Origin of the sequence: Mucilaginibacter sp. dw_454, from assembly GCF_018449775.1 — a bacterium.
Classification (GTDB): domain Bacteria; phylum Bacteroidota; class Bacteroidia; order Sphingobacteriales; family Sphingobacteriaceae; genus Mucilaginibacter.
In genome coordinates this window covers 1,283,252-1,296,846 of record NZ_JAAVVB010000001.1, presented here as the reverse complement: position 1 = coordinate 1,296,846, position 13,595 = coordinate 1,283,252, and the positions used below count along the sequence as shown (strand labels likewise).

General features: G+C 42.1%; 13 protein-coding genes and 1 tRNA gene. 10 read left to right on the top strand and 4 right to left on the bottom strand.

Annotation, left to right across the window (positions count from 1 at the left end):
• The first annotated feature begins 9 nt into the window (after positions 1-9).
• A tRNA-Ser gene (locus tag HB679_RS05785) sits at positions 10-99 on the top strand.
• 64 nt (positions 100-163) lie between these two features.
• On the opposite strand, the gene HB679_RS05780 is transcribed toward HB679_RS05785, so the two are convergent.
• The gene (locus tag HB679_RS05780; protein ID WP_214070979.1) at positions 164-1,195 is read right to left on the bottom strand and encodes an aldo/keto reductase; all 1,032 of its coding nucleotides are present in this window, start codon (positions 1,193-1,195) and stop codon (positions 164-166) included.
• Between the two features lie 180 nt (positions 1,196-1,375).
• On the opposite strand from HB679_RS05780, the gene HB679_RS05775 reads away from it, so the two are divergent.
• Together HB679_RS05775 and HB679_RS05770 are read left to right on the top strand one after the other, a co-directional pair.
• A complete protein-coding gene (locus HB679_RS05775) occupies positions 1,376-2,749 on the top strand; it encodes an aspartate kinase (RefSeq protein WP_214070978.1) in 1,374 nt (457 codons plus the stop codon).
• Between the two features lie 112 nt (positions 2,750-2,861).
• Positions 2,862-3,776 carry a PorP/SprF family type IX secretion system membrane protein gene (locus HB679_RS05770; RefSeq protein ID WP_214070977.1) on the top strand — a complete coding sequence of 305 codons (915 nt, stop codon included), beginning with the start codon at positions 2,862-2,864 and terminating at the stop codon, positions 3,774-3,776.
• Positions 3,777-3,994: 218 nt separating this feature from the next.
• Here HB679_RS05770 and HB679_RS05765 read toward each other — a convergent pair whose 3' ends face one another.
• Both HB679_RS05765 and HB679_RS05760 read right to left on the bottom strand, forming a co-directional pair.
• A complete protein-coding gene (locus HB679_RS05765; RefSeq protein WP_214070976.1) occupies positions 3,995-5,599 on the bottom strand; it encodes a CotH kinase family protein in 1,605 nt (534 codons plus the stop codon).
• Positions 5,600-5,760: 161 nt separating this feature from the next.
• Positions 5,761-6,450, bottom strand: coding sequence for an SGNH/GDSL hydrolase family protein (locus HB679_RS05760; protein ID WP_214070975.1), 690 nt, complete (start codon positions 6,448-6,450; stop codon positions 5,761-5,763).
• A 119-nt stretch (positions 6,451-6,569) separates the two neighbouring features.
• Between HB679_RS05760 and HB679_RS05755 the strand changes: the two genes are divergently transcribed.
• On the top strand, positions 6,570-7,346 hold the full coding sequence (locus HB679_RS05755; RefSeq protein WP_214070974.1) for a HipA family kinase: 777 nt from the start codon (positions 6,570-6,572) through the stop codon (positions 7,344-7,346).
• Positions 7,324-7,707: a DUF3037 domain-containing protein gene (locus tag HB679_RS05750; RefSeq protein ID WP_214070973.1), complete on the top strand. Its 384-nt coding sequence runs from the start codon at positions 7,324-7,326 to the stop codon at positions 7,705-7,707. The genes HB679_RS05755 and HB679_RS05750 overlap by 23 nt, the downstream gene beginning before the upstream one ends.
• Positions 7,708-7,799: 92 nt before the next feature.
• On the opposite strand, the gene HB679_RS05745 is transcribed toward HB679_RS05750, so the two are convergent.
• Positions 7,800-8,411 (bottom strand): YhcH/YjgK/YiaL family protein, encoded by a 612-nt coding sequence (locus tag HB679_RS05745; RefSeq protein ID WP_214070972.1) that lies wholly within the window; start codon positions 8,409-8,411, stop codon positions 7,800-7,802.
• 196 nt (positions 8,412-8,607) lie between these two features.
• Here HB679_RS05745 and kduI point away from each other — a divergent pair, with 196 nt between their 5' ends.
• The 5 genes from kduI (at position 8,608) to HB679_RS05720 (ending at position 13,588) form a co-directional block, all read left to right on the top strand.
• On the top strand, positions 8,608-9,438 hold the full coding sequence (gene kduI / locus HB679_RS05740; protein ID WP_255547538.1) for a 5-dehydro-4-deoxy-D-glucuronate isomerase: 831 nt from the start codon (positions 8,608-8,610) through the stop codon (positions 9,436-9,438).
• Positions 9,439-9,446: 8 nt separating this feature from the next.
• Positions 9,447-10,265: an SDR family oxidoreductase gene (locus tag HB679_RS05735; protein ID WP_346345133.1), complete on the top strand. Its 819-nt coding sequence runs from the start codon at positions 9,447-9,449 to the stop codon at positions 10,263-10,265.
• A gap of 62 nt (positions 10,266-10,327) precedes the next feature.
• On the top strand, positions 10,328-11,626 hold the full coding sequence (locus HB679_RS05730; RefSeq protein ID WP_214070971.1) for an MFS transporter: 1,299 nt from the start codon (positions 10,328-10,330) through the stop codon (positions 11,624-11,626).
• 2 nt (positions 11,627-11,628) lie between these two features.
• Entirely contained in the window at positions 11,629-12,414 is a 786-nt protein-coding gene (locus HB679_RS05725; RefSeq protein WP_214070970.1) for a hypothetical protein, read from the top strand.
• Positions 12,415-12,442: 28 nt separating this feature from the next.
• A complete protein-coding gene (locus HB679_RS05720; RefSeq protein WP_214070969.1) occupies positions 12,443-13,588 on the top strand; it encodes an aldose epimerase family protein in 1,146 nt (381 codons plus the stop codon).
• The last annotated feature ends 7 nt before the right edge of the window (positions 13,589-13,595 follow it).

The window sequence follows — 13,595 nt, the reverse complement described above, 5'->3', positions numbered from 1 at the left end:
TAAAAACACGGTGAGGTGCCTGAGAGGCCGAAAGGATCAGTTTGCTAAACTGACGTACGGGAAACTGTACCGAGGGTTCGAATCCCTCCCTCACCGCCAGGAAATATTTTAAATTAGAAAAGCCCGTAATTCAAAAATTACGGGCTTTTCTGTTTCGTTATTTCTAATAAAACTTTGGCAGCGGATTAAGTTTTACATTTTGCCTTTGATGCCAATAAGGATATATCGGATCACGGTCACTGGCTGCGTCCAGTTTTTTAATCTGATCGGTGGTTAAATTCCATCCAACAGCAGCCAGGTTTTGCTTTAACTGCTCTTCATTGCGGGCACCAATTATCAGGTTGACAACCGTAGGGCGTTGTAGTAGCCAGTTTAATGATACCTGTGCAACGGTTTTGCCTGTTTCTTCGGCTACTTCATCCAGGGCGTCTACGATATTGTATAGATGATCAAAATCTGTCGCTGGTCCATGCGAACCACCCTGACTTAATCGATTATCCTGAGGCAATTCAACACCCCGTCTGAATTTTCCGCTTAACCGGCCTGATGATAAGGGACTCCAAACAATGGTACTCACCTGTTCTTTTTCGCCAAGTGGCATTAGTTCCCATTCAAATTCTCTGTCCAATAAGGAATAATAAGCCTGATGTGCCACGTAACGCGCCCAACCATACCTTTCTGAGACTGACAAAGATTTCATTAAATGCCAGCCCGAGAAATTAGAACAAGCTATATAGCGTATTTTTCCAGCGCTGATTAAGTCGTCAAGTGCATGCAATGTTTCTTCAACTGGTGTATTACCGTCAAAACCGTGCATATGGTAAATGTCAATATGATCAACACCCAACCTGCGTAAGCTATTCTCGCATTCTTTAACAAGATTGTAGCGCGAAGAGCCAACATCATTGGGATTGTCACTCATAGGGAAGGTAGCCTTGGTTGATATCAGAACTTTATCATGCAATCCCTTTATGGCCTGACCCAAAATTTCTTCAGAAACACCGCGTGAGTATACATTGGCTGTATCAAAAAGTGTTACACCTGCGTCAAGGCAAAGGTTTACAAGGCGTGTTGCTTCGTTAACATCTGTACTACCCCAGGCTTTAAAAAACTCGTTGCCGCCCCCAAAAGTAGCCGTGCCGAAACTTAGTACCGGTACAAAAAAACCCGAGGCGCCTAGTTGTCTGTATTCCATAGTTTTTTGTTTTTTAGTTATAAAGCAAATGTAAGGGCCGGGTAACTAGTCGTTTTCATAGTAGTGTCATTTATTGTTCACTGTGTTAGATCTGAATCATGGTTTAAAAAGAAATAATTTAAGATGCATTATGAGGTTATAGAATACCAAAAATTAGTAGTTTCGCCCTTTTAGGCATTTATGTTGACAGTAGAAAAAATCGGCGGTACCTCCATGAGCGCATTAAGCCAGGTACTTGACAATATTGTTTTTTATGGCCGCTCGGGCGACGCACTTTATAACCGAGTGTTTGTGGTTTCTGCCTTTTCTGGCGTGACCAATGTGTTGTTAGAAAACAAGAAAACAAAAGCACCCGGTGTATATCAAAAATTGGCGGATGGCGCAGATTACCGCACTACTTTGCTGGACGTTGCAACTTTTTTAAAAGAGCTTAACACCAATTATAGCGAGCTTGGGCTGGACGTAGTTAAAGCAGACGAAGTAGTAGACCGCACTATTGCTGAAATACTACGTTACCTTGATAGTGCCACCACCATGCTGGCCTCGGGTTATTTAAATGAAGGTATATTATTGGCAGTAAGAGAAATATTGGCTTCGATAGGAGAGAGCCATTCGGCTTACGTTTTAGCCGATATATTGACAAAGCGTGGTGTTAATACGCATCTGATAGACCTGGCCGGGTTGCAAGACAATAGGGTGATGACTATTAATGAGCGCATTACCGATGCATTTGCAGGCATTGATTTGGCTTCGTCTGTTTGTATCGTCACCGGCTATGCTAAGGGAACAGAAGGAATTATGCGCGAATTTGACCGTGGGTATTCTGAAGTGACCTTTAGTAAAATTGCCGAGATACTGCGACCACAGGAAGCTATTATTCATAAAGAATATCACCTATCTACTGCCGACCCTGGCCTGGTAGGTATTGAAAATGTTAAACCTGTAGGCAATACTAATTATGATATTGCAGATCAGCTGGCAGACGTGGGAATGGAAGCTATTCATCCTAAAGCGGCTAAGCCGTTGGAAATGGCAGGCGTTCAGCTACGCATCAAAAATACCTTTGAACCCGCGCATCCCGGTACTTTAATCAGTAAAGGTTATATCTCAAAAGTTAAAAGGGTAGAGGTAATTACGGGGACCGACCAGCAATTATTAATTGATATTTACGATCCTTTAATGACCGGCAATGTAGGCAGCGATTTAAAGATCATGCAGTGTTTTTTTGATCATGATACCAGTTATACCTTTAAAGTCACCAGCGCTAACAGCATCAGCATTGTTATTTGGGAAAATGACCTAAAACCAGAACTAATTGACGATTTGAAACAATACTTTGAAAAAGTAACTACAGAACCCGTAGCCATGGTTTGTTTATTGGGTACCAATATGGATCAACCGGGCTTACTGGCTAAAGCTACTGCCGCATTAGCTAAAGCTGATATCAATATCGTAAGTGCCGGCATTGCCAAAGGTAAAGTGAATATCCAGTTTTTGATCGCAAGGGAAGATTTTCAAAAAGCTATCATCTCCTTAAATAAAGAGATTGGCTAAAATCAACAGGTTTAAACAGCGCTTCATTATTGCTATATTGTCGAAGCGTTTCTGGCTCAATGCAAAAGTTTATAAACTGTAACAATATAAGCCGGGAGTGCGAAATAATACGATGACGAGATTAAAGAATGTAAATAAGAGCTGGTTAATTACGCTGCTGCTGGTTATTGCAGCAACGCTTACCAGTAAGGCACAGTTAAATCCGTTTCAGTCGTTTTATTTTCAAAATCCATATCTGTATAACCCCGCCGCGGCAGGCATGTCGCCAGAGTTGAACATTGACATGGGCTACCGGCAGCAATGGAGCGGTTTTCCGGGGACGCCAAAAACCGGCGTATTTACGGCAGATTTTCAACCTACAGAAAGAGTGGGTTTAGGCGTTAATGTAAATGACGATCAGGCTGGTCTCATGAGGCAGACACGCGCTATGATTACTTACGCCTATCATTTGCCATTAGGCGAAAATAGCCAGCAGCTACACTTTGGACTATCGGTAGGGGTTAATGATGGCAGGATAAACTACGCGGCGGTTAACGGCGATGTAACCGACAGCCAGATAGCCCAATATAATCAATTAAAGGCTTATGTAGATGGCGATTTTGGTTTGGCTTATACAAATAACAAGTTGTATATAGGCGCTGCCATACCTAATCTTAAATCGGCTTTCTTTAAAACCTCTGATACGCGTTTTGATGCCGATAGATTACTGTTTGTAGCAGTTTCCAGTTATAAAATTCCGCTACAGGGAGATAATAGTAGTTTTATGCTGGAACCTTTGGCCGGTTACAGAATTGTAAAAGATTACAACGGTATTTTCGATGCAGGCTTTAACTTTAGCGTGAATAATTATGGCTTATACCTGCAAAGCATTTATCATACCAGCAAAAGCCTGGGTATAGGTTTTGGATTAGATCAAGGCTCTTATGCCATTAACTTAGCCTATAATCTTGAGACTGGTGGCCTGTCGCAATATACTGAGGGCGAATTTGAATTAGGGTTAAAAGTCAGGCTGTTCAAAAAAGAATAGCCTTTAACGGTCATCGTATCCACCGGGCTTCTTAAGATTTTAAAACTACATCCTTATTTTTCTCCATTTCGTCGACTAAAACGGCCTTAGCGTCTATACTTCAAAATTTAATCGTTTACAAATAGTAGGTTCGCACAATCAAGTCAAGACATTGACTCTGTGATAAGGTTTAGGTTTGCTCCGGGTAGTGGTACCCGGAGCTTTTTTTTGCCTGTTAGTTATTGATAATCTGCGCTGTTAAATTTCTGATCTAGCCACGCTATATGGGCGGTAAGAAACGTTTTTAAGTAATTCACCTCATCCTGGTAGGACATGCCTACATATACTTCTAAGTAAGATTGATGGCCAATAATTTGCCACTTTGTAAAGTTTTTTACCTCAGAAACTGCCAGTTGGTTGGCAAGTGCATCAACAACAGTAGGTAATGTGGAAACCTTACCTTTCATTTGATTCCACCGGCTCCTGATTTTTTGCCTGAAAGTTTGATCCAGCATTAGGCGGTTTATCCAGGTTTGAGGGCCGAATGCCGAGGTTAGCATCAATCCGTTTACCTGATCGCCCAAGCGATTATCATTATTTGCAGCCTTATCGTAATCCCAATTAGGGCCGGTATAAATATGATCGTCATTACGCTTTTTAAATAGATAGGTACTTCTGAATACGTCAGGGTTACCAATAATCTCACTTACCAGGTAATAGTCTACATATGTATCTACATCAAAATATTTGCAATAGCCATTTGTTGGGTCGGCAAAATTATCGGCAAACATAGCGTCTTCCAGTTTCTGGAAATGATTGCTGATATAATCCTTTTGCTGCTGGTTGATAACATCATCATCCGGATACTCAATATCAAACCCCATTTGCCTTGTGGTATAAAAGTATACCGGCGAGCCGTTGGCAAACAGATCCTCCTCAATCATATAGCCGCCAGAAAGATCCGGAAGTGTGGTAGTAGTGGCATCCTGATCTTCTACATCCACCAATCCCGGCCCCTGTTTAACTTCCTGCGTGATTTGATAATTGCCGCGATATTCGCCATTCAAATAAAGCTCTACAAATCTTGACGCAGGCGTAAACTGGCGTCCAAATGTTCTGCTTAAGGTAAATGCCAACTCATTTCGCATTAAGCTCTTGTCGGCATAATTAGCCAGTAGTATCCAGTTTTTACCTTCGGGCATCCCCAGCATACTGGTTTTTTTATCAAGCTTTAGTTTATAAGGTTTTTTAGGCATGTCAAACCAGGTTGAATTACCGTGGCCCTTTATTTGGGTTTTGCCGTTATAGCCCACCTTGGTAAAATTGCTCACCACCTTTACTGTTCCGGTGATATAGTCGTCTTTACTGGTTATAGCTGCGCCGCCGTCTGTGGTAATGTAGATGGAAGATATACCATTGTCGGTTACTTTAACAACGTAGCTTCTGCTGCTTTTATCCGCAGCCGTAACTGTGTAAGTAAGTGGTGTAGTAAAGTTATTTGTTGTGATATTGCTTTCTTGTATAGTGCCATTTATGGTTACCTGAGCACCCGTAAAGCTAAATTGCGGGATCAATGCGTTTACATTAGCAGTGCTGGCGAAAACAGGCGCATAAATAGTGTCACCTTTGATTTCGCCCACAACATCATCTGTGAATACGTGGTTGTAAGCAACCTTGAAAATGAATGAGGTAATTTCTTTATCTGAAGATAGGACAGCCGCAGGGGCGGTTGTTTTGATTTTGTTCTGATCTTTTTTACATGATGCAGACGCCGCCAGCGCTAATGCAATTGCAATAACTTGAGCATAGCTTTTGGCTTGCCTCAGTAACAAAGAAATGGACATAGTTTTATAATTGGTAATACAAGATACGCAGTATTTTGATATTTCTTAACATTAAGATAATATAGAGCGGTCGAAAATTCGACTTTTAAACGAAATATAGAGAACAAAAAAAGCATGATTACCTAAATAATCATGCTTTTTAAATATGGTGTTATTACCCGTTATTGTTTTGATTTCAATGCTTGAGCGATTGCCTTTTGGGCCAGTGGTTCCATTACTTTATAACCTGCAAGCGTAGGGTGCACGCCGTCTTTAGACAACTCGGTTGGTAAGCCACGATTAGCGTCGGCCATTGCCGTAAAGTAGTCCAGGTAAACAAAGTTATTTTTTGCTGCATAGTCTTTTAATAAGTCATTTAGTGCCTTTACTTTCTCTTTAGGGTCGATAGACGGTCTCCACGGGAAAGCAGCAGCAGGTGTTACTGATGATAAGATTACTTTGATTTTGTTAGCACGAGCCAGTTCTGCCATGGATACAATGTTGCCAAATATCTCATCCAGCTTTTCAGGGCCGTTGTTCTCGGCGATATCATTAATACCCGCCAATATAACCACTGCGTCAGGTTTAAGGTTGATTACATCCTCGCGGAATCTTACCAGCATCTGGCCGGTAGTTTGCCCGCTGATACCGCGGTCTATATAGTTATTGCTTTTGAAAAAGGTCGAATCGTTGTTAACCCAAAAGTCGGTGATCGAGTCGCCCATATAAACAACACGTTTTGAGCCTTTCACAGGCTCTGGTACCTGGCTATTGGCCTGCTCATAACGCCGAATACCCGGCCAGTCTTTGTTTTGTGCCATGGCAGATGCCGACAGCAGTAACAGTGTAGGTATAATTAGTTTGGTTTTCATGTTGCCAATTTAAATAATAAATTTTGAGATATGCAAAGCCTTGCCTTTCAGTAGCTCAACGTGCTTTTACAATTAGTGTGTTCAATTAAGTATAAATGAGTAGTTTTATTGGCTGAAAGATGGAACTTAGAACTGTAAATGTTATCAGATATGTTACACCGTTGCGCGAGGGTGGCTCGTTACCTGCCATTGCCGAAGCGGATGACGAATTTCTGTACGTGCTGAAATTTCGTGGAGCGGGACAAGGGGTAAAAGCATTAATTGCCGAGCTGATTGGCGGCGAACTTTCGCGGGTTCTCGGGTTAAAGATCCCTGAGCTGGTATTTGCTAACCTGGATGAAGCCTTCGGCCGTACTGAGCCAGATGAAGAGATCCAGGATTTGTTAAAAGCGAGCGTTGGTTTGAATTTAGCCTTGCATTATCTTTCGGGCGCCATTACTTTCGATCCGGCAGTTACAAAGGTTGATACCAAGCTGGCATCGCAAATAGTTTGGCTGGATTGCCTGTTAACTAACGTGGACCGTACACCACGTAATACCAATATGCTGATGTGGCATAATGAGTTATGGTTAATAGATCATGGCGCGGCATTATACTTTCACCACTCGTGGGATAATTGGAAAGAGCAAGCTGTGCGCCCGTTTGTACAAGTGAAGGATCATGTACTATTGATGTCGGCAACCGAATTGGAAACAGTTGATATCGAGTTTAAAGCCATTATCAATGAAAAATTAATTCGCGATATCACCGCTTTGATACCCGACGAATGGTTAGGCGAGGATGCGGAAACTGCTGCTGAACGTCGGGAAGTTTATGTGCAATTCTTATTGCTGCGGATAGCATCGTCACAGAATTTTATAAATGAAACAAATCATGCCAGGGAAACACGTTTTTGAGTACGCCGTAGTACGCGTTGTGCCCAGGGTTGAACGCGAAGAGTTTATGAATGTAGGCGTAGTGCTATATTGCAAGAAGCTTAATTTTTTACAAGCCATTATCACCGTAAATGAGCAGCGCATTTGCTGTTTCACTAATCATGACGAGGCTCAAAATATAAAAGCAAATTTACGTGCTTTTGAATTGATCTGCCATGGAAACGCAGAAGGCGGACCGATAGCTCAATTAGATGAAGCCTCGCGTTTTAGATGGTTAACAGCAACGCGTAGTACGGTAGTTCAAGCCTCTAAAGTACACCCGGGACTAAGCGCAGACCCTCAGCAAACTCTGGTCAAGTTACACGAGCAGCTGGTACTTTAATTTTTTTATCATTCTGAACATAGCGAAGAATCTATAAACTATGCAAATGCCGCTCGGCAGATTCTTCGCTATGCTCAGAATGACTGGTGTTATTATTTAGCCACTCTGACCTTAATTACCAACTTCTTCACTTTATCATACCCATCCACATGGATGCCCGGTCTGTGAGCGTTTTGCGGAAACATGATATATAATGTGCTCGGATCTTCGATATAATATTCGCCCTTAATGCTATTGACATCATAATTTTCGACGTCTTTAGTATCGTCATAAGGGTTGGTCACTTTGGCCATTGCGGGGTTCATCACACCTATCTTTTCGCGTCCGCTAATTACCAGGTGCAGGTCGATATATTTATGATGCGCTTCCCAACCTGTTTTGTCCAGATCTTTCGTTGGGCCATCAGCTACTGTAGCAAAAACGTTATCACCGTCTATAATATGCTTGCCAATTGAAAGTGTATCCAGCTTAGTATTGGTAATAAAAGCAAAAGCTTCATCCCAATATTTTTTATTGGCCTGATATTGTTTGGTAAATTCTACATTATCCAGTCCCGCATATAGTTTGAGCTTAAATCCACTTCTCCACTCGCCTTTATTAACCCAGGCTTTGGCTTTACTTTCGCTCATCTGTGCAGATGCATGAGTATTGATAAAGCATACGAGAACTAAAAAGGCAATAATAATCTTGCTGATTGATTTCATATCGATATAATTTGGTACGCAATAGTGCGCAGGTATAATCGGCTTGTTATTCAATATTACAAGTATTTGGTCGTAAATCCAGCCACTCACTTAAAAAAGTAGCTCCCTGCATCGATTGCGTAAAAATATAGTGGTATCAGGTTTTTTATTAAGCTATTAATTGTAAAATTGCCATTGTAACCAAAATCTAAATATCTTGAGATCTATCTACGCTGTACATCCGGAGGATTTTAAATCTTATCCAACCGCCAAAATGCGCGAGCGCTTTTTGCTGGATGATATTGTAAAGCCTAATCAAATCAATTGCGTTTATACACATTATGATCGGATGATTGTGGGTGGTGCTAGTCCGGTAGATCAAAAATTAGAGTTGCCCAATTATCCAAACCTAAAAGCTGATTACTTTTTACAGCGCCGAGAAATGGGCATTATTAACGTCGGGGGCGATGGCGAGGTTACTGTAGACGGAACAACTCATCAGGTAAATAAATTAGATTGTTTGTACATAGGCAAAGACGCGAAAAGTGTGCAGTTTGCAAGTATAGATAAAAACAAATCTGCGGTGTTTTATATCCTTTCGTGTCCCGCGCATGCCAACTATCCAACCATACTGATGAGCCATGCCGAAGCCGTTAAAGTCGAAGCCGGTCATTCATCGACAGCCAATAAGCGCACAATTAACAAATACATTCATGCCGATGGCATTCAAAGCTGCCAACTGGTAATGGGCCTAACTATGTTAGCTGAAGGCAGCGTTTGGAATACCATGCCCCCTCATGTTCATGATAGACGTATGGAAGCCTATTTTTACTTTGACATTCCCGATGGGCAGCGCGTATTTCATTACATGGGCGAAAGTGACGAGACGCTGCATATCATCTTGAAAAATTATGATGCAGTGGTTTCTCCGCCCTGGAGTATTCATTCAGGCAGTGGCACTGCCAGCTATAGTTTTATATGGGGCATGGCCGGCGAGAACCTGGATTATACCGACATGGACCTGATTAACATTACTGATTTAAAATAACATATACTGTGAAAAACAACTTCTCATTAAAAGATAAAGTAATTGTAGTTACCGGTGGCACCGGCATTTTAGGTAAAGCCTTTGTAGAAGGCATTGCCACCGCAGGTGGTACTGTGGGGATATTGGGCCGCAATGAACAGGTAGCTGAAGAACGTGCTGCAGCCATCAACGCAAACGGCGGCAAAGCTATCGCCCTAATTGCTGATGCGCTCGATGAAGACGCCCTGGTTGCTGCAAAAGATAGAGTAATCGCTGCTTATGGCCGCATAGATGGTTTGGTAAATGCGGCTGGAGGTAATATGCCTGAAGGTGTTATACTGCCAGATCAGGATATTTTTAAAATGAACCTGGCCGGTATGCGTAAAGTGACCGAACTCAACCTTTGGGGAACTATTGTACCTACTCAAATATTCGGCGAGGCTATTGTTCAAACTGCCGGTAAAGGAAGCATCGTCAACATATCGTCCATGAACTCGAAACGCGCAGTTACCCGGGTTTTAGGCTATAACATGGGTAAAGCGGCAATGGATTGCTATAACCAATGGTTTGCGGTTGAGCTGGCTAACCGTTACGGCGATGCCATCCGGATGAACGCTTTAGCTCCCGGTTTCTTCCTAACTGAGCAAAATCGGAACCTGCTGACAAAGCCTGAAGGGGGCTATACAGACAGAGGAGAGCGTGTGATTAGGAATACTCCTTTTAAACGTTTTGGTGACCCTGAGGAACTTATTGGTGCTCTGGTATGGTTGTTAAGTGATGCATCTAAGTTCGTAACCGGATCAATGATTACGGTTGACGGTGGATTTTCGATTTTTAGCGGAGTATAATACCACCCCTTAAATATATGTACTATATTGTACCGGCTTAGGCCAAACCATTATAACCAATTATGAAAACAACTCCGCCTGGTAATTATCGCTGGATAATTTGCGCCTTGTTATTTTTTGCTACGACTATTAATTACCTTGACCGGCAGATTATAGGCTTGCTTAAACCTGTGCTGTCCGAGAAATTTCATTGGTCTGAAATTGATTACAAAAATATTGTCAAAGCTTTCCAGGCTTCCTACGCCATTGGTTTGCTATTGTTTGGTCGTGTGGTTGATAAGATTGGTACTAAACTGGGCTATACCGTTTCTATTGTCATTTGGAGTGTAGCCGCTATGATGCACGCCTTGGTAAAGACTACATTAGGCTTCGGCGTTGTACGCGCCGGTTTAGGTTTAGGCGAGGCAGGTAATTTCCCGTCGGCAATTAAAGTAGTGGCCGAGTGGTTCCCCAAAAAGGAGCGGGCAACAGCTACAGGCATATTTAACTCGGGCGCTAATATTGGTGCAGTGGTGGCGCCTATTATGGTGCCGTTTATTTTAGGCGTTTATGGCTGGCAAATGGCGTTTATAATCACTGGAGCTATAGGCTTTATCTGGCTTATTTTTTGGCTGATATTTTATGAGATCCCAACCCGGCAAAAAAAGCTATCGGCCGAAGAGTTCGAATTTATCCATAGCGATATTGATGAAGTAATTGCGCCGTCTGCAGAAGAAAAACCGGTAGCGTGGAAACAATTACTAAAATTTAAACAAACCTGGGTTTTTATATTCGGCAAAATGCTAACCGATCCTGTTTGGTGGTTCTTTTTGTTCTGGTTGCCATCTTATTTTCAGAGCACGTTTAAATTAGATTTAAGTAAGCCCAGCTTGCCGCTCGTTATTGTTTATTCGGCGTCAACGATCGGTAGTATCGGTGGTGGCTATCTTTCATCTTACTTTATTAAAAAGGGCTGGCCGGTGTTTAAAGCACGTAAAGTGGCCATGTTAATATTTGCGTTATGTGTGGTACCCATTGTTTTTGCAAGGTATGCGATGACCATATGGCAAGCCGTAGCGCTTATTAGCCTTGCTGTGGCAGCTCATCAAGCCTGGAGTGCTAACATCTTCACTACGGCTTCAGATATGTTCCCTAAAAGAGCTATAAGCTCTATAGTGGGTATTGGTAGTATGGCAGGTGCGCTAGGAGGCTTTTTCTTTCCAGACTTTATTGGCTACATCCTGCAGAGCAATAAAGATGCAGGGCATATCCTGGTTGGCTATAACATTATTTTTGCAACCTGCGGAGGTGCCTACTTGCTGGCCTGGGCCATTATGCATTTCCTGGTGCCTAAAATGGAGCGGGTTAACTTAGCCAAATAAGTATGAGAAGGTTAGTGGTTTTAATAACGCTATTTTTTTTGCAGATCGCTCCGGCAACGTTTGCACAGACGGTAACACTCGATTATTACTTTAACCACGAAACACACAAAACCAACAAAGGTACAGAGCGCTTTCATTACTTATGGACTGACGATAAGGACTCGGGCTTTAGTATTTGGGGCGATATTTTTAAGGCGGATGGTTTTAAACTGGATACCTTAAGCGTTGCACCAACTATTGATAATCTGCGCAACACTGCTGTATATATCATTGTTGATCCGGATACAAAAAAAGAAACCGCCAAGCCCAATTATATTCAAAATAAAGACGCTGACGAAATTGCTGCATGGGTAAAAACGGGCGGTGTTTTGGTGCTAATGGCTAATGACAGTGCCAATGTCGAACTACCTCATTTTAACATCTTGACAGCTAAATTTGGCCTGCATTTTAACAATGACCTGCAAAATCATGTGGTAGATGACAAACATTTTAGCGATGGTATAGGTTTACCGGTAGATAAAACCATATTCCCATCGGCACCAAAACTGTTTTTAAAAGATGTATGCAGCATTGGTGTAACTAACCCCGATGCTAAAGCTGTAATTAAATCGGCTGATGGAAAAGCTGATATCGCTGTAATAGTTAAATACGGAAAAGGGGTAGTATTTGCCGTTGGCGATCCGTGGCTATACAACGAATATACAAATGGGCGATTACCATCAGCCTATGAAAATGACGTGGCGGCAAAAGAATTTACTACCTGGCTCAAGAAACAAACCAAAAGATAATCAATTATTAACAACTTAAATTAACAACATGAAATTACAATTTATTGCGGGCCTGTTACCTGTTGTGCTTGTAGCGGCGGCATGTAACTCGTCGTCAACAAAATCAACCGTGGACAGTGTTAAAACCGATTCAGTAGCAAAAACAGATACTTCTACTAAAAAGACGGCTTTTTATGTCATTAAAAACAAGAATAATGTAAAGGCTGTATTTACCAATTACGGTGGGCGTATAGTTAGTTTGTTTGTGCCGGATAAAAAAGGAAACACTATAGACGTGGTAACCGGCTTTAAAACGGTGGACGAGTACAGAAAATCAACCGAGCCTTACTTTGGTGCTACTATTGGCAGATACGGCAACCGTATTGCTAAAGGCAAGTTTACGCTAGACGGCAAACCGGTAACGCTAACCATTAATAATGGCCCTAACACGCTGCATGGTGGCAAAGCAGGTTTCCAGAATGTGGTATTTGATGCCAAACAGCTTGATGATCACACTATCCAGTTTAGCTATCTTGCTAAAGACATGGAAGGTGGCTTCCCCGGTAACCTGAATGTGAAGGTTACTTACAGCATCAATGATCAAGACGAACTGCATATGGACTACGAAGCTACAACCGATAAAACTACGGTATGTAACCTCACCAATCATGCTTTCTTTAATCTGAATGGGGAGGGTAGTGGTACCATCTTAAATCACCTGGTACAGATCATGGCGGAAAAATATACCCCGGTTGACTCGACGCTGATCCCGACAGGTAAATTGGAACCGGTAGCTGGTACTCCGTTTGATTTTACCAAACCTACCACCATAGGCGCACGCATTAATACCGTTAACGAGCAATTGAAAAACGGTAAAGGTTATGATCATAACTTTGTTTTAAGCGGCACACAGGCCGGCAAATTTAGCCACGCAGCTACTGTAGTAGGCGACAAAAGCGGCATTGTTATGGATGTGTTCACACAAGAGCCGGGTTTACAGTTTTACAGTGGTAACTTTATGTTGAGTAAAAACACTTTTAAAGGCGGTAAGAAAGACGATTTCAGAACTGCTTTTGCTATGGAAACTCAGCATTTTCCTGATTCACCAAACGAGCCATCGTTCCCTACCACAACCTTAAAACCGGGCGAGACTTATAAGACATCGTCATACTACAAATTTTCTGTTGTGAAATAACCGAAAT

What these genes read in the sequence shown, in the direction of transcription:
- HB679_RS05730 (WP_214070971.1), top strand. Translation starts at nt 10,328, where the DNA reads ATGAAAACAACTCCGCCTGGTAATTATCGCTGGATAATTTGCGCCTTG.
- HB679_RS05750 (WP_214070973.1), top strand. Translation starts at nt 7,324, where the DNA reads ATGCCAGGGAAACACGTTTTTGAGTACGCCGTAGTACGCGTTGTGCCC.
- HB679_RS05765 (WP_214070976.1), bottom strand. Translation starts at nt 5,599, where the DNA reads ATGTCCATTTCTTTGTTACTGAGGCAAGCCAAAAGCTATGCTCAAGTT.
- HB679_RS05760 (WP_214070975.1), bottom strand. Translation starts at nt 6,450, where the DNA reads ATGAAAACCAAACTAATTATACCTACACTGTTACTGCTGTCGGCATCT.
- HB679_RS05755 (WP_214070974.1), top strand. Translation starts at nt 6,570, where the DNA reads ATGGAACTTAGAACTGTAAATGTTATCAGATATGTTACACCGTTGCGC.
- HB679_RS05780 (WP_214070979.1), bottom strand. Translation starts at nt 1,195, where the DNA reads ATGGAATACAGACAACTAGGCGCCTCGGGTTTTTTTGTACCGGTACTA.
- HB679_RS05775 (WP_214070978.1), top strand. Translation starts at nt 1,376, where the DNA reads ATGTTGACAGTAGAAAAAATCGGCGGTACCTCCATGAGCGCATTAAGC.
- HB679_RS05720 (WP_214070969.1), top strand. Translation starts at nt 12,443, where the DNA reads ATGAAATTACAATTTATTGCGGGCCTGTTACCTGTTGTGCTTGTAGCG.
- HB679_RS05745 (WP_214070972.1), bottom strand. Translation starts at nt 8,411, where the DNA reads ATGAAATCAATCAGCAAGATTATTATTGCCTTTTTAGTTCTCGTATGC.
- HB679_RS05770 (WP_214070977.1), top strand. Translation starts at nt 2,862, where the DNA reads ATGACGAGATTAAAGAATGTAAATAAGAGCTGGTTAATTACGCTGCTG.
- HB679_RS05725 (WP_214070970.1), top strand. Translation starts at nt 11,629, where the DNA reads ATGAGAAGGTTAGTGGTTTTAATAACGCTATTTTTTTTGCAGATCGCT.